The organism is Pseudoxanthomonas sp. J31 (assembly GCF_000510725.1).
GTDB lineage: Bacteria > Pseudomonadota > Gammaproteobacteria > Xanthomonadales > Xanthomonadaceae > Pseudoxanthomonas.
Map to the genome: position 1 here is coordinate 40,569 of NZ_AZNZ01000008.1, position 17,879 is coordinate 58,447.

13 protein-coding genes and 2 tRNA genes are annotated in these 17,879 nt (G+C 71.5%); 5 read left to right on the plus strand and 10 right to left on the minus strand.

Going from position 1 to position 17,879, the window contains the following annotated elements; translation table 11 throughout:
• Positions 1–40 precede the first annotated feature (40 nt).
• The 3 genes from PSEJ31_RS0110020 to PSEJ31_RS0110030 form a co-directional block, all read right to left on the minus strand.
• Positions 41–1,858, minus strand: coding sequence for an SLC13 family permease (locus PSEJ31_RS0110020; RefSeq protein WP_028915370.1), 1,818 nt, complete (start codon positions 1,856–1,858; stop codon positions 41–43).
• Positions 1,859–1,997: 139 nt separating this feature from the next.
• Positions 1,998–2,082, minus strand: a tRNA-Leu gene (locus PSEJ31_RS0110025).
• 131 nt (positions 2,083–2,213) lie between these two features.
• A tRNA-Leu gene (locus PSEJ31_RS0110030) sits at positions 2,214–2,298 on the minus strand.
• Positions 2,299–2,408: 110 nt separating this feature from the next.
• On the opposite strand from PSEJ31_RS0110030, the gene rnr reads away from it, so the two are divergent.
• The 3 genes from rnr (at position 2,409) to PSEJ31_RS0110045 (ending at position 8,897) form a co-directional block, all read left to right on the plus strand.
• The gene (gene rnr / locus PSEJ31_RS0110035) at positions 2,409–4,844 is read left to right on the plus strand and encodes a ribonuclease R (RefSeq protein ID WP_051403714.1); all 2,436 of its coding nucleotides are present in this window, start codon (positions 2,409–2,411) and stop codon (positions 4,842–4,844) included.
• A 272-nt stretch (positions 4,845–5,116) separates the two neighbouring features.
• Positions 5,117–5,863 (plus strand): 23S rRNA (guanosine(2251)-2'-O)-methyltransferase RlmB, encoded by a 747-nt coding sequence (rlmB, locus tag PSEJ31_RS0110040; protein ID WP_028915372.1) that lies wholly within the window; start codon positions 5,117–5,119, stop codon positions 5,861–5,863.
• A gap of 67 nt (positions 5,864–5,930) precedes the next feature.
• The gene (locus PSEJ31_RS0110045; RefSeq protein ID WP_019399264.1) at positions 5,931–8,897 is read left to right on the plus strand and encodes a two-component regulator propeller domain-containing protein; all 2,967 of its coding nucleotides are present in this window, start codon (positions 5,931–5,933) and stop codon (positions 8,895–8,897) included.
• Positions 8,898–8,907: 10 nt separating this feature from the next.
• On the opposite strand, the gene rnt is transcribed toward PSEJ31_RS0110045, so the two are convergent.
• The 7 genes from rnt to pstS (PSEJ31_RS0110080) all read right to left on the minus strand — a co-directional run bounded on the left by rnt (position 8,908) and on the right by pstS (PSEJ31_RS0110080) (position 15,508).
• A complete protein-coding gene (rnt, locus tag PSEJ31_RS0110050) occupies positions 8,908–9,504 on the minus strand; it encodes a ribonuclease T (RefSeq protein WP_186828153.1) in 597 nt (198 codons plus the stop codon).
• 129 nt (positions 9,505–9,633) lie between these two features.
• Entirely contained in the window at positions 9,634–10,326 is a 693-nt protein-coding gene (gene phoU / locus PSEJ31_RS0110055) for a phosphate signaling complex protein PhoU (protein ID WP_028915373.1), read from the minus strand.
• A gap of 123 nt (positions 10,327–10,449) precedes the next feature.
• Positions 10,450–11,304, minus strand: coding sequence for a phosphate ABC transporter ATP-binding protein PstB (pstB, locus tag PSEJ31_RS0110060; RefSeq protein WP_186828151.1), 855 nt, complete (start codon positions 11,302–11,304; stop codon positions 10,450–10,452).
• Positions 11,297–12,157, minus strand: a complete 861-nt coding sequence (pstA, locus tag PSEJ31_RS0110065; protein ID WP_028915374.1) for a phosphate ABC transporter permease PstA — start codon at positions 12,155–12,157, stop codon at positions 11,297–11,299. Before pstA ends, pstB begins: the two co-directional genes overlap by 8 nt.
• Positions 12,157–13,125, minus strand: coding sequence for a phosphate ABC transporter permease subunit PstC (gene pstC / locus PSEJ31_RS0110070; protein ID WP_028915375.1), 969 nt, complete (start codon positions 13,123–13,125; stop codon positions 12,157–12,159). The genes pstA and pstC overlap by 1 nt, the downstream gene beginning before the upstream one ends.
• Positions 13,126–13,224: 99 nt before the next feature.
• Positions 13,225–14,310, minus strand: coding sequence for a phosphate ABC transporter substrate-binding protein PstS (pstS, locus tag PSEJ31_RS0110075; protein ID WP_028915376.1), 1,086 nt, complete (start codon positions 14,308–14,310; stop codon positions 13,225–13,227).
• Between the two features lie 175 nt (positions 14,311–14,485).
• A complete protein-coding gene (pstS, locus tag PSEJ31_RS0110080) occupies positions 14,486–15,508 on the minus strand; it encodes a phosphate ABC transporter substrate-binding protein PstS (RefSeq protein ID WP_125108349.1) in 1,023 nt (340 codons plus the stop codon).
• Positions 15,509–15,811: 303 nt separating this feature from the next.
• On the opposite strand from pstS (PSEJ31_RS0110080), the gene PSEJ31_RS15960 reads away from it, so the two are divergent.
• The gene (locus PSEJ31_RS15960; RefSeq protein ID WP_051403715.1) at positions 15,812–17,062 is read left to right on the plus strand and encodes a porin; all 1,251 of its coding nucleotides are present in this window, start codon (positions 15,812–15,814) and stop codon (positions 17,060–17,062) included.
• A gap of 145 nt (positions 17,063–17,207) precedes the next feature.
• On the plus strand, positions 17,208–17,849 hold the full coding sequence (locus PSEJ31_RS0110090) for a TetR/AcrR family transcriptional regulator C-terminal domain-containing protein (protein WP_019399273.1): 642 nt from the start codon (positions 17,208–17,210) through the stop codon (positions 17,847–17,849).
• Positions 17,850–17,879 lie beyond the last annotated feature (30 nt).

Consider the following 17,879-nt stretch of genomic DNA (forward strand, 5'->3'; position numbering starts at 1 on the left):
GCGCGATTCTACCCGCGTGCCGCCGCCCGGCGCCCGCCGCTCAGGGCAGGGAAGGCAGCAGCGGGCCGCCGAGCCACAGGGCGCGGGCCATCCAGGCCGAGGCCAGGCCGATCAGCAGGGTCAGCGGCACCCCCACCTTCAGGAAGTCGCCGAAGGTGTAGCGGCCCGGGTTGAGGATCAGCAGGTTGCCGTGGTGGCCGATCGGGGTCAGGAACGAGGCCACCGCGCCCATCGCGGTGCAGACCACGAACGGGGCAGGGGGCAGGCCCAGGGCCTCGGCCACCGCCAGCGCGATCGGCGCCAGCAGCACGGTGGTGGCGGCGTCGGACAGGATCTGGGTGAGCAGGGCGGCGGTCCAGAACATCACCAGCAGCAGCCCGAACACCGGCCACTGGGCGGCGTGGGCCATCAGCAGGTCGGCCACGGCCTGGGCGGTGCCGGTCCGCTCCATGGCGATGCCCAGCGGGATCACCCCGGCGATCATCACGTAGATGCGCACGTCGACCTGCCGGTAGGCCTCCTCCACCGGCACGCAGCGGCACAGGACCATGGCCACCGCGCCGGCGAGGAAGGCGACCTGCGGGGCCAGCAGCCCGGTGGCCGCGGCGGCCACGGTGGCGGCCATGATCGCCAGCGCCACCGGCGCGCGGCGGCGGGCCTGGCCGCGGCCCTGGAACGGCATCAGCATCATGAAGCCATGGTGGGAGGACAGCGGGCGGATGTCGGCCTCGCGGCCCCACAGCACCAGCAGGTCGCCTTCTTCCAGGCGCATCTCCGACAGTTCGCCGTGCAGCCAGCCCTCGCGCCGCCACAGGCCGACCACGACCACGCCCAGGGTGCGCAGGAAGTCGATGTCGGCCACGCTGCGGCCGATGAACTCCGAGTGCGGCGCGACCACCGCCTGCACCAGCTGCTCGTCGCCCAGCAGCTCGGCCTGGCCGCCCTGGCGCGGGCTGTCGCCGTACTTGGCCACCGCGTGCAGGGCCAGGCCCGGCTCGTCCTTGATCGAGGCGATCTCGTCCGGCGAGGCACGCACCAGCAGCACGTCGCCGGCCGCGAGCGGGCTGTCGCCGGACTGCCGGCGCCGGCGCATGCCGTAGCGCAGCCAGTCCACCACCTGCAGGCGCTCGCTGAAGGCCTCGTCGAACTCGCGCCGGGTGCGTCCGACCCAGGGCGAGCCTTCCTCGACCAGCAGCTCGGTGTAGTAGCGCTCCAGGCGCATGTAGTCGCCCTGCGGGGCCTCGCCCTGGCGGCGCGGCACCAGCCAGCGCGCCAGCAGCATGTAGACCGTGCCCAGCACCACCAGCACCGCGCCGATCGGGGTCACGGCGAGGATGTCCAGGCCCTCGCCGCCGGCGCGTTGCAGCAGGTCGCTGGCCAGCAGGAAGGCCGGCGCGCTGAACAGGGTCAGGGTGGTGCCCAGCGAGGCGGCCAGCGACATCGGCATCAGCAGGCGCGAGGCCGCCAGCTGCCGTTCCCGCGCCAGCCGCATCAGGATCGGCAGCATCATCGCGGTGACCATGACGTGGTGCGAGAACGCGGCCAGGGCGGCGGTCGCCGGCATCACCACCGCGATCGTGCGCCACTCGCTGCCGCCGGCCGCGCGCCCGATCGCCGCGCCGATGCGGTCGGTGATGCCGGTCGCGGAGAGGCCGGCGGAAAGCACGAAGACCGAGACCACGATGATCGCCGGCTCGCTGGAGAACCCGGCCAGGACCTGGCGCGCGTCGAGGACGCCGGTGAAGGCCAGCGCGAGCAGGGCCAGCATCGCCACCAGGTCCACGCGCATGCGCCCGCTGACGAACAGTGCCAGCGCGGCGCCGAGGATGGCGAGGAAGACGATCTGTTGTGGGTCCATGCCTATGCATCCCCCTGCGCGGACCCGGATCGTGCCAGAAGGACGCCGGGGGCCTGGTGATGCCCACGTTCGCGGGCCCTGATACGAAAAAACCTCGCCGGGGCGAGGTTCATCGATGGCCGTCTGGCCGCTGCGCCGTTGGTGCCCAGGAGAGGACTCGAACCTCCACGGTTTTACCCGCTAGTACCTGAAACTAGTGCGTCTACCAATTCCGCCACCTGGGCGGCGCAGGGCGGCAATTCTGCGGGAGGCGGTTGCACCTGTCAACAGTCCCCGCGCGGCGCGGGGCGGAACGCCGGATGCAAAAAAACCCCGCCGTTGGCGGGGTTCTTCGTAGGCCCGAAAGCCGGTGTCTTGGTGCCCAGGAGAGGACTCGAACCTCCACGGTTTTACCCGCTAGTACCTGAAACTAGTGCGTCTACCAATTCCGCCACCTGGGCAGGTGAGGCGGCGCATTCTGGAGGCGCGCGAAGGCAATGTCAACGGTCCGTGCACGGCGGTCGCGGCGGACCCCGGGTCCGGTACAGCAGCCGGGGTGTAGGATCGGCCCATGAAGAAGACTGGAAGTCGCGGCGGCAGCCGCAAGGGAGCCGGCGGCGCCGGCGCAGGCAAGGGAAGCAGGACGGCGGGCGGCAAGGCCGGCGCAGGGCGCCAGGCAGGCAACAAGCTGCCACCGTGGATGCCGGAGCCGGCGCCCGCGGCGCGGCCGGGCAAGGCCGGGGCGGCGGTGCGCGCGCCACGGCGGGTGATCGCGGCGGTGCCCGATCCCTTCGCCGAGCGCGAGGCCCAGCGCTACGACAATCCGATCCCCAGCCGCGAGGCGATCCTCGCCACCCTGGAGGAGGCGGATGGCCCGCAGACCCATGCGCAGCTGGCGGCCCTGCTCGGGCTGGACGGCGATCCGGAACGGTTCGAGGCCCTCGGCAAGCGCCTGGGCGCGATGGTGCGGGATGGCCAGCTGGTGCAGAACCGGCGCGGCGGCTTCGCCCCGCTCGAGCAGACCAACCTGATCCCCGGCACCGTGATCGCCAACCCGGAAGGGTTCGGCTTCCTGCGCCCGGACGGCGGCGGCGACGACCTGTTCCTGGCCCCGTACGAGATGCGCAAGGTCATGCACGGCGACCGCGCGCTGGCCAACGTCACCGGCATCGACCGCCGCGGCCGCCGCGAGGGCAGCATCGCCCGCGTGCTCGAGCGCGGCGTGCACCGGCTGATCGGCCGCTTCGGCAGCGAGGCGGGCATCAGCTTCGTGGTCCCCGACGACGCGCGCATGCAGCGCAACCTGCACATCCCGCCGGACGCCACCGGCGGCGCGCGCGAAGGCCAGCTGGTGGTGTGCGAGCTGGTGGCCCCGCCGGACACCCGGCGCCCGCCGATCGGCAAGGTGGTGGCGGTGCTGGGCGACAGCCTGACCCCGTCGCTGGTGGTGGAGACCGCGATCCACGGCCACAACCTGCCGCACGAGTTCCCGCCGGAGGTGCTGGACGAGGCCACCGCGATCCCGCTGCAGGTCGAGCCGTCGATGATCGGCGACCGCGTGGACCTGCGCGACCTGCCGCTGGTGACCATCGACGGCGAGGACGCCAAGGACTTCGACGACGCGGTGTACTGCGAGCCCAACCGCCAGGGCTTCCGCCTGGTGGTGGCGATCGCCGACGTCTCCCACTACGTGCGCCCGGGCACGCCGCTGGACGAGGAGGCGCAGAAGCGCGCCACCTCGGTGTACTTCCCCGGCTTCGTGGTGCCGATGCTGCCGGAGACGCTCTCCAACGGCATCTGCTCGCTGAACCCGAAGGTCGACCGCATGTGCTTCGTGTGCGACATGCAGGTCGACCACGAGGGCGAGGTGGTGCGCTCGAAGTTCTACGAGGCGGTGATGAACTCGCACGCGCGCCTGACCTACACCCAGGTGTGGAAGGCGGTGGGCGAGGACGACCCGGAGGCGAAGGCGCAGGTCGGCGCGCTGATGCCGCAGGTCGAGCGCCTGTACCAGCTCTACCAGGTGCTGGCCGCCGCCCGCGCCCGGCGCGGGGCGATCGAGTTCGAGACCACCGAGGTGCGCTTCGTGCTCGACAACCGCGGCGAGGTCACCCAGGCCGGCATGCTGCCGCGCAACGACGCGCACAAGCTGATCGAGGAATGCATGATCGCGGCCAACGTCGAGGCCGCGCGCTACCTGCTGAAGACCCGGATCCCGGCGCCGTTCCGCATCCACGAGAAGCCGCCGGAATCCAAGTACGCGGACCTGCTGGAGTTCCTCAAGGAGTTCAGGCTGAGCCTGCCGCCGTGGAGCAAGGTCACGCCCGGCGACTTCACCCGCCTGCTGAAGAAGGTGCGCGACCGCGCCGATGCCACCCTGCTGGAGTCGGTGCTGCTGCGCAGCCAGAGCCTGGCGGTGTACTCGCCGGACAACGTCGGCCACTTCGGCCTGGCGCTGGAGGCCTACGCCCACTTCACCTCGCCCATCCGCCGCTACCCGGACCTGCTGGTGCACCGTGCGATCAAGCACGCGCTCAAGCGCGGCAAGCCCGACGGCTACCTGTACTCGGCCCGCGACATGGCCGGCCTGGCGCTGCAGTGCTCCGAGCGCGAGCGCCGCGCCGACGAAGCCGAGCGCGAAGTCGACGAGCGCTACCGCGCGGCGTGGATGGAGAAGCACGTCGGCGGCCAGTTCGACGGCGTGGTCAGCGGCGTGACCAGCTTCGGCCTGTTCGTGGAGCTGGAGCAGTCCAAGGTCACCGGCCTGGTGCACGTGACCCAGCTGCCGCACGACTACTACCAGTTCGACCCGATGCGGAAGATGCTCACCGGCGAGCGCCGCGGGCTGGAGTTCCGCCTCGGCGACCGGGTGCGGATCGTGGTGCTCAAGGCCAGCATGGAGGACCGCAAGATCGACTTCCGCCTGGTCCCGGACGACGCCGACGGCGGCCTGCCGCCGCTGCCACCGCGCGGCCAGCCGGCGAAGCGGCCCAAGCGCAAGTACTGAGGACGGGGCCGTGGGCGGCCATGGCGCAAGCCCGGACGATGGCGGCGGCTGCCACTGCGGTGCGGTCCGCTTCCGCGCCACCGGTACCCCGGGTGCCGCCTCGACCTGCCACTGCCGGATCTGCCGGAAGGCCTTCGGCGGTTAGTTCGCCCCGCTGCTGGAGCGGAGCCGCGGCGCCGGCCTGGTGGCCCGCGCACGGCTGAAGGCCCGCGCCGGCGGCGATCGCGGCGGGATGCGATAATGCCGGCCTTCCTTACGTGGCCGTGCAGTCGATGAGCAAGCAGAACCAGTGGGTGGTGGGCGTCAACGCCGTGGCCTCCGCCATCGAGAACGATGCGGAGCACGTGCGCGAGGTCCTGGTCGACTCCGGTGCGCGCAATCCGCGCCTGGTCGAGATCGAGGAGCAGGCCCGCCGCTACGGGATCGAGGTGCGCAAGGTCGCCACCCAGGCGCTGGACGGCATCGGCGGCAACGTCCGCCACCAGGGCGTCGCCGCGCGCTACGCCGCCGCCAGGACCTGGGACGAAAGCGAGCTGCCCGGCCTGGTCGAGGCCGCCGGAGGCAAGGCCCTGCTGCTGGTGCTCGATGGCGTGCAGGACCCGCACAACCTCGGCGCCTGCCTGCGCAGCGCGCTGGCCGCCGGCGCCACCGCGGTGGTCATCCCCAAGGACAAGTCGGCACCGGTGAACGCCACCGTGCGCAAGACCTCGGCCGGCGCCGCCGACCGCCTGCCGGTGGTGCAGGTCACCAACCTCGCACGCACCCTGCGCGAGCTGCAGAAGCTGGGCGTGTGGGCCTACGGCCTGGCCGGCGAGGTCGACGACACCCTTTACGGCGTGGACCTCAAGGGCAACGTCGCCCTGGTGCTGGGCGGCGAGGCCGATGGCCTGCGCCGGCTGACCCGAGAGACCTGCGACGGCCTGGTCCGCATCCCCATGCCCGGCGACGTGGAAAGCCTCAACGTGTCGGTGGCCGCCGGCATCTGCCTGTTCGAGGCGGTCCGCCAGCGCGGCGGCTGAGGGGGCGGCGGGGACAGGGGGCGTGATGCGGCCGCGCGGATCCCGGTGGACCACCCGCGGATGCCGGTTGCGCATCGCGCAGGCCCTGCTGCTGTGCCTGCTGGCGTGGCTGCCGGCGGCGGTGCTGGCCGCGCCGCCGGGTCCACCGCCGCTGCGCGACTACGCGATCGACGCCTGGAGCACGCGCAACGGCCTGCTGCACAACTCCGTGCGCGACATGGCCCAGACCGCCGAGGGCTACCTCTGGTTCGCGACCTGGGAGGGCGTGGTCCGCTACAACGGCGTCGAGTTCACCCCGTTCCACCGCGGCACCCGGCCGGGCCTGCGCGACAACGGCGTCGGCGCGCTGTACCTGGACCCGCAGCGGCGGCTGTGGCTTAGCGACTCGCGGGGCAACCTCGGCCGCCTGGGCGCGGATGGCGCCTGGGAATACCTGGAACGCCCGCCGGAGTGGCCCCGCGCCCTGGTCCACGACATGGTGATGGACGGCGGCGGCCGGTTGTGGCTGCTGTTCGAGAACCATGGCCTGGGCTGCGTGCAGCCGGACGGGCGCCTGGAGTACATCGCGCCGCCGCCGGGGATCCCGCTGCCGGCCAGCTTCCCGCGCATGGCCGTGGATGCGTCCGGCAACCTGTGGATCGGCACCCTGGAAGGCCTGGTCGTGCGCGCGGTGGATGGCCAGTGGCGGCGCTTCGGTCCCGCCGATGGCCTGCCCGCGGGCCTGGTCTGGCCCTACATCGCCCCCGACGGCACGCTGTGGCTGGCGGCCGGCGAACGCGTGTTCCGCCGCCGCGGGGACGGCCGCTTCGCCGCGGTGCACGTGTTGCCCGGCGCCGGCTACTTCACCTCGATGCTGCAGGACCGCGAGGGCTACCTGTGGCTGGGCACCGAGAACCGCGGCGTCGCCCGGATCGGCCCGCACGGGCAGGAATGGCTGCCGCCGGAGCGGCTGACCAACGGCCGCATCGCCAGCCTGCTGGAGGATGCCGAGGGCGGCATCTGGATCGGCGCCAACGGCGGCCTGTTCCGCCTGCGCGAGGCGCTGTTCACCGGCTGGACCCGGCGCGACGGCCTCGGCGGCGAATACGTGCGCGCGCTGCTGGAGGACTCGGCCGGCACGCTGTGGGTGGGCGGCGGCGGCGGCCTGGACCGGCTCGGCGCCGACGGCCGCTTCCACCCGGTGCCGCTGCCGGGCGGCAACGCGCCGGTGCCCTCGATCCTGAGCCTGGCCGAGGGCCGCGAGGGCGACCTGTGGGTCGGTACCTTCGCCGATGGCGTGTTCCGCCTGCGCCAGGGCCGGCTGCTGCAGCACTACGGCCAGGCCGAGGGCGTGCCCAGCGGCCACGTGCGCGCGATCGCGGTGGACGGCGACGGCCGGGCCTGGGTCGGCACCCGCCGCGGGGTGGTGGTGGTCGACGACGCCGGCGTGCTTCCGCCGCCGCCGGTGCCCGGGATGCCGCAGGGCCTGGTGACCGCGCTGGCGGCGATCGACGGCGAGCTGTGGATCGGTTCGGTCGAGGGTGCCAGCGTGCTGCGCGCCGATGGCACGGTGGAAAAGCTGCCGCTGGAGCGCGCCGGCGGCGACCCGCGCACCGTGTTCGGCTTCCACAAGGTCGGCGGGGCGGTATGGGTGGCCAGCGACCGCGGCCTGTTCCGCATCCGCGATGGCCGTCCGGCGCGGGTCGGGCTGGAGCAGGGCCTGCCGGTGGACGCGGTGTTCTCGCTGCTGGCCGACACCGCCGGCGATGCCTGGATCACCAGCAACCGCGGCGTGCTGCGGGTGCCGCTGGCGGCGCTGGAGGCCGCCGCCGACGGGGCCGGCAGCGGCCGCCTGCCGCTGCAGCACTACACCGAGATCGACGGCCTGCCCAGCTCGCAGGGTAATGGCAGCTCCTCGCCGGCGGCGATCCGGCGGCGCGACGGCAGCATCTGGCTCGCCACCGCCGCCGGCGCCGCCAGCGTCGACCCGGAGCGGCTGGCGCGCTACGCCGACCGGCCGGCGCCGCCGCCGGTGATCGAGGCGGTGAGCGTGGACGGGCAGGCGCTGGACTGGCGCGCGACCACCGCACTGCCGGGCGGCAGCCGCCTGGCGGTGACCTATGCCGGCCTCAGCTACCTGCTGCCGGAGCGGATCCGCTACCGCACCCGCTTGCACGGCCTGGACGGCGGCTGGGTCGAGCGCGGCACCCGCCGCGACGTGGAATTCATCGGCCTGCCGCCGGGGCAGTACACCCTGGAGGTGCAGGCCGCGCACCCGGGCGGGGCGTGGAGCCCGCAGGCGGCGCGCTGGTCGTTCCAGGTGCGGCCGCTGTGGTGGCAGCGCAGCGACGTGCGCATCGGCGGCGCGCTGCTGGCGCTGCTGCTGCTGTACGGCCTGTACCGCTACCGCGTGCACAGCTACCAGGCCAGCAACCGGCGCCTGGCGCAGCTGGTGGACGCGCGCACCGCCGACCTGAAGGCGCAGGCGCAGCGGCTGCAGGAAATCGACCGCGAGCGTGCCGGCCTGCTGGAGCAGCTGCGCGAGCAGGCCGAGGGCTATGCCCGCCAGGCCCGCGAGGACGCCCTGACCGGCCTGCCCAACCGGCGCCAGTTCGAGGAAACCCTGGCCCGCGACCTGGCCCTGGCCCGGCGTGGCGCGCATCCGCTGTGCCTGGCGCTGCTGGACATCGACCACTTCAAGCGGATCAACGACACCCGCTCGCACAGCGTGGGCGACCAGGTGCTGCGCGAGTTCGGCCAGCTGCTGCACGGCCAGCGCCGCGGCTCGGACCTGGTGGCGCGGCTGGGCGGCGAGGAGTTCGCGCTGCTGATGCCCGATACCCGGCTGGAGGAAGCACTGCCTGCCTGCGAGCGGCTGCAGGCGCGGACCCGGGCACACCGGCCCTGGGCCGGCCTGGAGGACCTGGAGGTGAGCTTCAGCCTGGGCCTGGTGGAACTGCGCCCGGGCGAGGACGCCGAGGACCTGTACCGGCGCGCCGACGCGGCCCTGTACCGGGCCAAGCGCGAGGGCCGCGACCGCCTGCAGCTGGGCTGAACGGCGGCGCTCAGCCCGGCAGCGGCGAGGGCCAGGCGTTGGCGATGCGGCAGAACAGGCGCGCGGTCTGCTCGGCGTCGTACACCGCCGAATGCGCTTCCTTGGCGTCCCATTCGAACCCGGCCGCCTGCATCGCCCGCGCCAGCACGGTCTGGCCGTAGGCCACGCCGGCCAGGGTCACCGTGTCGAACACGCTGAACGGGTGGAACGGGTTGCGCTTGTGCCCGCTGCGCGCCACCGCGGCATTGACGAAGTTCAGGTCGAAGTGGGCGTTGTGGCCGACCAGGATCGCGCGCTGGCAACCGTGCCGGCGCACCGCGGCGCGGACCTGGTTGAACACGTGGCCCAGTGCGTCGCGCTCGGGCTTGGCCAGGCGGAACGGGTGGTCCAGGTCGATGCCGGTCACTTCCAGCGACTTGGGATCGATCTCGGTGCCGGGCGCGGGGATGAAGTGCGCGCTGGCGGTCTTGCCGGGCACCAGCAGGCCCTGCTCGTCCATCTCGATCGGGACCGCCGCCATCTCCAGCAGGGCATGGCGGTTCCAGTCGAAGCCGCCGGTTTCCACGTCCACCACCACCGGCAGGAAGCCGCGGAAGCGGCGCGCCATCGCGCCGGGAGGCGCGGCCGGGGTCTCGTCCTTGTGCAGGTCGTCCAGATCGCTTTCGGTCATGCCCGCAAGGGTACTTCACGGCGGCCCCGGCGGGGGCACCGCCGGCCCGCGGGACCGCGCGCCGGTTCAGGGCGGGGCCGCCGCCGCGGTCCCGTCGCGCTTGTCGCGCGGCTCGGGGGGCGGTTCCCCGTGCAGCAGGAACCAGGCGTTCTCGGCGATGTTGGTGGCATGGTCGCCGATCCGCTCCAGGTTCTTGGCCATGAACAGCAGGTGCGTGCATGGGGTGATGGTGCGCGGGTCCTCCATCATGTAGGTGAGCAGCTCGCGGAACAGGGCGGTGTATTGCTGGTCCAGGCGCGCGTCGTTGTCTCGCACCTGCAGGGCCAGTTCGCCATCGCCCTCGCGGTAGGCGCGCAGGGCCTGGCGGACCTGGCCGGCGGCCAGCATGCCCAGCGCCCGCAGGCCAGCGGTATGCGGCAGCGGGGGCGCGGTGTTGAGGGCGATCGAGCGCTTGGCCACGTTGGCGGCGTAGTCGCCGATGCGCTCGATGTCCGCGGGGATGCGCACCCCGACCAGGATCTCGCGCAGGTCGCGCGCAAGCGGTCCGCGCAGGGCCAGCAGCATCACCTCGTGGCTGATCCGCCGCTCGGCATCGTCGATGGCCTCGTCGTTGGCGACCACCCGCCGCGCTGCGGAGTCGTCGCGGCGCTCGACCACGTCCAGCGCCGCCTCCAGCTGCGCCACCGCGACATGCCCCATGTCGATGATCTGTTCGACCAGCTGTCGCTGTTCCTCGTCGTAGCTCCTGACGATATGCATTCAGCACCTCCGGTGCTTGGTTCGGGATTAGGCATTCGGGACTAGGGGTTCAGGTGGCAGCGTTGGTTTGCTCTTGCGAATCACCAATCACGAATCCCCAATCCCGCACCGGCAGGTTCGGCGTCAGCCGAACCTGCCGGTGATGTAGTCCTCGGTCTGCCGCTTCGAGGGACTGGAGAAGATCGTCTCGGTGCGGTCGTGTTCCACCAGCTCGCCCAGGTACATGAACGCGGTGTAGTCGGATACGCGCGCGGCCTGCTGCATGTTGTGGGTGACGATGACGATCGTGTAGTCGCGCTTGAGCTCCTCCACCAGCTGCTCGATGCGGCTGGTGGAGATCGGGTCCAGGGCGGAGGTCGGCTCATCCAGCAGCAGCACGTCGGGGCGCAGGGCCACGGCGCGGGCGATGCACAGGCGCTGCTGCTGGCCGCCGGACAGGCCCAGCGCGGACTGCCGCAGCTTGTCCTTGACCTCGTCCCACAGCGCGGCCTGGCGCAGGGCCTGCTCCACGCGCCCGGCCAGCTCGGCCTTCGACAGCCGCTCGTGGTGGCGGATGGCGTAGGCCACGTTCTCGAAGATCGTCATCGGGAACGGCACCGGCTTCTGGAACACCATGCCCACGCGCGAGCGAAGCCGGTTTATCGGGTACTTCGGCGAGAGGATGTCCTCGCCGTCCAGCAGCACCTGGCCGCGCGCCTCCAGCTTCGGGTACAGGGCGTAGATCCGGTTGAACACCCGCAGCAGGGTGGACTTGCCGCAGCCGGAGGGGCCGATCAGCGCGGTGACGCGCTTCTCCGGGATCTCCAGGTCGATGCCCTTCAGCGCATGGAACCGGTCGTAGTAGAAGTCCAGCCCGCGTGCCGCGAGCTTGACCGGCGCCGCGGCGGCCTCCGGACGGGCGACGGCGGCCAGCGACAGCGGCTTGGCGGAGGTGGTCTCGGGGAGGTTCATGGCCAGGTCCAGGGCGGGGTCAGTCATGGGAGATCCGGTTGCGCAGCAGCAGGGCGCGTGCGGCCAGGCTCACCAGCAGCACGAAGACGGTCAGTACCAGGGCGCCGGCCCAGGCCAGCACCTGCCAGGACTCGTACGGGCTGGCGGCGAACTGGTTCATCACCACCGGCACCGAGGCCATGGGCTGGAAGACATGAGTGCTCCAGTACTGGTTGCCGAACGCGGTGAACAGCAGCGGCGCGGTCTCGCCGGAGATGCGGGCCAGGGCCAGCAGCACGCCGGTGACGATGCCGGCGCTGGCGCTGCGGTAGAGCACCTGCACGATCACCTTCCACTGCGGGATGCCCAGCGACAGCGCGGCCTCGCGCATCTGCACCGGCACCAGGCGCAGCATCTCGTCGGTGGTGCGCACCACCACCGGCAGCACGATGAAGGCCAGCGACAGCGCGCCGGCGAAGGCGGAGAAGTTGCCGCCGGTCTGCATCACGTACAGCGTGTACACGAACAGGCCCAGCACGATCGATGGCGCCGACAGCAGGATGTCGTTGACGAAGCGCACCACGGTGCCGGCCTTGCGCGCGTTGCCGTACTCGGCCAGCCAGGTGCCGGCGGCGATGCCCAGCGGGGTGCCGATGGCGATCGCCATCACGCACATCACCGCGCTGCCGAAGAACGCGTTGGCCAGGCCGCCTTCCTGCATCGGCGGCGGGGTCATGCGGGTGAACAGGTTCCAGTCGATGCCGGCCATGCCCTTGGCCACCAGCGTCCACAGGATCCAGCCCAGGAAGAACAGGCCGAACAGCGCGGTGGCGCAGGACAGCACCAGGGCGACGACGTTGACGACGCGGCGGCGCAGGTACAGCGCGGTGGTGGCGGACATCAGTTGCCCTCCCGGCGGGCCAGGCGCAGCAGCATCAGGCGGGCGATGGCGAGCACCACGAAGGTGACGATGAACAGCACGAAGCCCAGCAGCACCAGCGCGGAACGGTAGGTCTCGGTGGCCTCGCCGAAGTCGTTGGCGATCAGCGCGGCGATGGTCGTGCCCGGCTCCAGCAGCGAGGGCGACAGGCGCACCGCGTTGCCGACCACGAAGGCCACCGCCATGGTCTCGCCCAGGGCCCGGCCCAGGCCCAGGAAGATGCCGCCGATCACCGCCGAGCGGGTGTAGGGCAGGACGATGTCCCAGCTGACTTCCCAGCGGGTGGAGCCCAGCGCGTAGGCCGATTCCTTGAGCCGCGTCGGCACGGTCAGGAACACCTCGCGCATGACCGAGGACACGAACGGGATCACCATGATCGCCAGCACGAACCCGGCGGTCAGCAGGCCGATCCCCAGTGGCGGCCCCTGGAAAAGCGGGCCGATCAGCGGCGCGGTGCCGAGGGTGTCGTTAAGCCAGGGAGTGACGTATTCGGTCATCACCGGGACCAGCACGAACAGGCCCCACATGCCGTAGATGATCGAGGGGATGCCGGCCAGCAGCTCGATGGCCGTGCCGACCGGCCCGCGCAGCCAGCGCGGCGCCACCTCGGTGAGGAAGAAGGCGATGCCGAAGCTCACCGGCACCGCGATCAGCATCGCGATCAGCGCGGTGACCAGGGTGCCGTAGATCGGCACCAGGGCGCCGAAGCGGTTCTCGACCGGGTTCCATTCGGCCGAGTAGAAGAAGCTCAGGCCCTGGGTCTGCAGCGCGTCCCGCCCGCCCCATAGCATCGACAGCGCCGCCCCGGCCAGGGCGACCAGCACGAAGGCCACGCAGGCGGTCAGGGCGTAGCGGAACATCCGGTCGGCGCGGGCGTCGCTGCGCTCGCGCGCGTCGGCCTGGCTGGCGTGCAGGGTGATGGTGTTCATCGGCTCGCTGGGAATAGGTGCGCGCGGGGCGGCGGTCCGGGGAGGGTCGGACCGCCGCCCGGCGGCGCAGGGGACGCGGTGTGGCGCGGGCGTGCCGGCTTACTTGAACTCGCTGGCCCAGTAGGTCTCGATCTGCTGCACCAGCTCCGGCGGCAGCGGCACGTAGTGCAGCGCGTGGGCCTGCTCGCGGCCGTGCTCGAAGGCCCAGCGGAAAAACTCCAGGGTGGCCTGGCTGCGGGCCGGGTCCCTGGCCTGCTTGGGCATCAGCATGAAGTTGGTCGCGGTGATCGGCCAGGCGGCCTCGCCCGGGGCATTGGTGATCACCAGGTTGAAATCCTGTGCGTTGGCCCAGTCGGCGCTGGCTGCGGCGGCGGCGAAGCTGTCGGCGCTGGGCTGGACCCACTGGCCGGCGGCGTTCTGCAAAGATGCGTAAGGCATGCCGTTCTGCAGCGCGTAGGCCAGCTCGACGTAGCCGATGCTGCCGTTGATCTGCTGCACGTAGGCGGCCACGCCCTCGTTGCCCTTGCCACCCACGCCGCTCGGCCACTGCAGCGAGGTGCCTTCGCCGATGCTGTCCTTCCACTGCGGGCTGACCTTGGACAGGTAGTTGGAGAAGTTGAAGGTCGTGCCCGAGCCGTCGGAGCGGTGCACCACGGTGATCTTCTCGGCTGGCAGCGCCAGGCCCGGGTTGGCGGCGACCAGCTGCGGGTCGTCCCAGCGGGTGATGCGGCCCATGAAGATGTCCGCCAGCAGGGGGCCGGTCAGGCGCAGCTGGCCGGGCTCGATGCCGGCCACGTTGAACACCGGCACCACGCCGCCGATGGCCGAGGGGAACTGGCCCAGGCCGGCCTCGGCCAGCTCTTCCGGCGGCAGCGGCTTGTCGGAGGAGCCGAAGTCGACGGTGCCGGCCTTGATCTGGGCGATCCCGCCGCCGGAGCCGATCGACTGGTAGTTGACCTTGTGGCCGGTGGCGGCGTTGTAGTCGGCCGACCAGCGCGACACCAGCGGGTAGATGAACGAGGCGCCGGCACCGGAGATCTGCGCGGTCACCGCTTCGCTGCTGCCGGCCGCGGGCTCACCGGCGGTGCCGTTGGTGTCGGCCGGAGCATTGCCATCGCCGCAGGCGGACAGCGACAGCGCCGCGGCCAGGGACAGGATGAGGAGGCGGGTAGGGAAGCGCGTCATTGGGCGGGACCTGTGTTCGTGCCGGCTGGCCGGCGGATGCGCACATCAAATGATGTTTTCGTGACACCCGTATGACAGCGGCCGTCGCGCCTTTCAGGAACCTGTAAAGAACGGAGCGCGGCCGTGGCCGCGCTCCGGGTGTTGCGTCGGGGAGAGAGACCCGGCGCGAACCTGGTCAGTACTTCATGTTCTGCGCCCAGTAGCCCTCGATCTGGCGCACCAGCGCGTCGGGCAGCGGCACGTAGTCCAGCTCGCGCGCCTGGGCGTCGCCGTTGGCATAAACCCAGCGGAAGAATTCCTTGGCGTTGCGCGCGCCGGCGAGGTTCTTCGGCTGCCTGTGCATGAGGATGAAGTTGGTGGCGGTGATCGGCCAGGAGGCCTCGCCGGGCGCGTTGGTCATCACCAGGTGGAAGTCGCGGGTCGCGCCCCAGTCGGCGCTGGCCGCGGCCGCGGCGAAACTCTCCTCCGATGGCTGCACGAAGCGGCCGGCGGCGTTCTTCAGCGCCACGTGCGCCAGCCGGTTCTGCAGCGCGTAGGACAGCTCCACGTAGCCGATGCTGCCCTTGACCTGCTTCACGTACGCGGCCACGCCCTCGTTGCCCTTGCCGCCGATGCCGGCCGGCCACTGCAACGAGGTGCCTTCGCCCACCTTCTGCTTCCACTCCGGGCTGACCTTGGACAGGTAGTTGGCGAAGTTGAAGGTGGTGCCCGAGCCATCGGAGCGGTGGACCACGGTGATGCGCGCCTCCGGCAGGGACAGGCCCGGGTTGAGCGCGGCGATTGCCGGATCGTTCCAGCGCGTGACATTGCCCAGGAAGACCGCGGCCAGGGTGGGGCCGTCCAGCCTCAGCGCGCCGGGCGCGATGCCTTGCACGTTGACGATCGGCACCACGCCGCCGATCACCGATGGGAACTGGGCCAGCCCGTGCCGGGCCAGCTCCTCCGGCTCCAGCGGCTTGTCGGAGGAACCGAAGTCCACGGTGCCGGCCTTGATCTGGGCGATGCCGCCGCCGGAGCCGATCGACTGGTAATTGACCTGCTTGCCGGTGGCCGCCTTGTAGTCGGCCGACCAGCGGGTCATCACCGGATAGATGAAGGACGCGCCGGCGCCGGTGGCGTCGTTGGCCAGCGCAGGGGAAAGGGTCGAGGCAGCCGCGACCAGGGCGGCGGCCACGCGGGTCTTGAACGAGGGTTTCACCAGGGATGACTCCATAGCGGGTGGAAGACGCGGGTGCCTGCCGGGCACCCGTCGCGGCGCATTGCAGCGCCGGGGCATGACAGCGCCGGGTCAGGGCGGTGACGCGGCGATGACAGCCCTGGCGGCCGGCACGCGCGCCGTCATCGTCCGGTCATGCGGGTGTCGCATGGCTGTCAGGTGGCGCGCGCAAGCTGCCCGGCGCCCGACCGGTGCCGCCCGCCGCGGCGCCGATTCCCATTCCCGCAAAGAGAGCCTTCCATGCGTCATATCCATCTTGCCGTTGCGCTCGCCGCGGCCCTTGGCATGAGTGTTTCCAGCAGCGCCTCCGCCGCCGATCCCGCCGAACTGGCCCGGCTGAAGGAGCAGCTGGCCGCGCTGCAGGCCAGGGTCGCCGAGCTGGAGACCCGCACCGATGCGCAGTCGGACATCAATGTCGAGACCCGGCAGGACCTGGAGGCGATCACCACCACCACGCCCAGGGCCGAAACCAGGGGAGGCATCAAGCTCACCTCGGCGGACAGGAAGTTCGAAGCCTCGCTGGGCGGCCGCGTCCACTTCGACGCCTACGCCTTCGACCGCGACCTGGCCGCCACCACGGGCACCAGCGAATTCCGGCGCGCGCGCCTGACCCTGTCGGGCAAGGCCCTGGGCTGGGACTACAAGCTGGAGCAGGACTTCGCCGCCGGCAGCAACCTCGACGGCCTGCGCGACGCCTGGATCGCCACCAGCCTGGGCGGCGGCAAGCTGACCATCGGCCACTTCAAGCCCTACCGCTCGATGGAGGAACTCACCAGCTCCAACGAGATCCTGATGATGGAGCGCCCGTTCGCCTCCGCCACCGGCCTGTTCGGCGGCCGCCAGTTCCAGCAGGGCGTGGGCTACCTGCGCGCCGGCGACCGCTACACCGCCGGTTTCAGCGTGTTCAACCTGCGTGGCGCCGCGGGGCCGCGCAACGAAGGCATGGGCGCCGCCGGCCGCGTGACCTTCGCGCCGGTCAACACCGCCGAAAGCACCTTGCATTTCGGCGCCTGGGCCAGCCGCGAGGATGCCAACAAGGGTTCGGCCGACCTCGTCGCCACGGCCAACTACGCCGGCCGCCGCGGACCCTCGCTTGCCATCGCCACCACCCCCGGCGCGAGCGGCGACAGCGTCACCGCCTACGGCCTGGAAGTCGCCGGCGCGTTCGGCCCGCTGTTCTTCCAGGGCGAGTACGCCAACGCCCGCTTCGGCCAGCCGCTGGGCGGCGACCAGGACGTGGCGGCCTGGTACCTGCAGGGCAGCTGGCTGCTCAACGGCGGGCACAAGGTCTACAAGAGTGGCACCGGCGTGTTCGGCTCGCCCAGGGTGGATCGCGGGCTGTGGGAACTGACCGCGCGCTACGACACCATCGAGAACGAGGACGTGGCGGACCGGAAGGCGAGCAGCGCGATCGTGGGCCTGAACTACTACGTCAACCCGAACCTGCGCTTCATGTTCAACTACACCCGCGGCGACAACGAGCTCACCGGCGACGAGACCGGCCAGTACGCGGTGCGCACCCAGTTCAGCTGGTAACCCGGCAGTCCGTCCCGACGCGACGCCCCGCAATGCGGGGCGTCCGTCGTTCCTGAGGCCGGAAAACCGGCGGCGATCAGGGGGCTTGCATGCCCCTGCCTAACACTGTTAGCTTCTTGGCCTAACGGTGTTAGGCGAGCCTGCCATGGCCCTGCAGCGCGACAAGATCATCGAAACCGCGTTCCGCCTCCTGGACGAGGAAGGCCTGGACGGCATGACCCTGCGCAAGCTGGCCTGCGCGGTCGGGGTGCGCGCGCCATCGCTGTACTGGCACTTCCGCGACAAGCGCGACCTGCTGGACGCGATGTCCGAGGCACTGCTGGAAGGCGTGGCCCGGGACATTCCCACCGGTGCCCACTGGCGCGAAACCGTGCACCGGATCGGCGCCGAGCTGCGCCAGGCCTTCAAGTCGCGGCGCGACGGCGCACGCGTGTACGCCGGCACCTTCGCCGTGAGCAGGAACGTGCTGCGCACGACCGAGGCCCTGGTCCAGGCCTTCCGCGACGCCGGCGCGGAGCCGGAGTTCGCGGCCACCGCTGGCCTGCACGTCATGCACTACGTGCTTGGCTTCGTGATCGAGGAGCAGGCCTTGCCTACCGATCCGGACCAGGTCGCGCTGCTGAAACAGGCGTTCACCGATGCGGTCGAGGACGGCTGTCCCTGCCTGCGCGATGCGCGCGATGCGCTGCTGGAGCCAGACTTCGACGCGCGTTTCAGGGAAGGCCTGGAGCTGCTGCTGGACGGTGTCGAGCGGCGCGTGGCGGCCGGCCGGGGGAGGAAGCGGTGATGCCTGCCATCGTGCAATGGCGTCCGCCCG

Coding starts and splice junctions, on each gene's coding strand:
- PSEJ31_RS0110020 (WP_028915370.1), bottom strand. CDS start 1,858: ATGGACCCACAACAGATCGTCTTCCTCGCCATCCTCGGCGCCGCGCTG.
- rnr (WP_051403714.1), top strand. CDS start 2,409: ATGAAGAAGACTGGAAGTCGCGGCGGCAGCCGCAAGGGAGCCGGCGGC.
- rlmB (WP_028915372.1), top strand. CDS start 5,117: ATGAGCAAGCAGAACCAGTGGGTGGTGGGCGTCAACGCCGTGGCCTCC.
- rnt (WP_186828153.1), bottom strand. CDS start 9,504: ATGGCGCGCCGCTTCCGCGGCTTCCTGCCGGTGGTGGTGGACGTGGAA.
- phoU (WP_028915373.1), bottom strand. CDS start 10,326: ATGCATATCGTCAGGAGCTACGACGAGGAACAGCGACAGCTGGTCGAA.
- pstB (WP_186828151.1), bottom strand. CDS start 11,304: ATGACTGACCCCGCCCTGGACCTGGCCATGAACCTCCCCGAGACCACC.
- pstA (WP_028915374.1), bottom strand. CDS start 12,157: ATGTCCGCCACCACCGCGCTGTACCTGCGCCGCCGCGTCGTCAACGTC.
- pstC (WP_028915375.1), bottom strand. CDS start 13,125: ATGAACACCATCACCCTGCACGCCAGCCAGGCCGACGCGCGCGAGCGC.
- pstS (WP_028915376.1), bottom strand. CDS start 14,310: ATGACGCGCTTCCCTACCCGCCTCCTCATCCTGTCCCTGGCCGCGGCG.
- PSEJ31_RS15960 (WP_051403715.1), top strand. CDS start 15,812: ATGAGTGTTTCCAGCAGCGCCTCCGCCGCCGATCCCGCCGAACTGGCC.
- PSEJ31_RS0110090 (WP_019399273.1), top strand. CDS start 17,208: ATGGCCCTGCAGCGCGACAAGATCATCGAAACCGCGTTCCGCCTCCTG.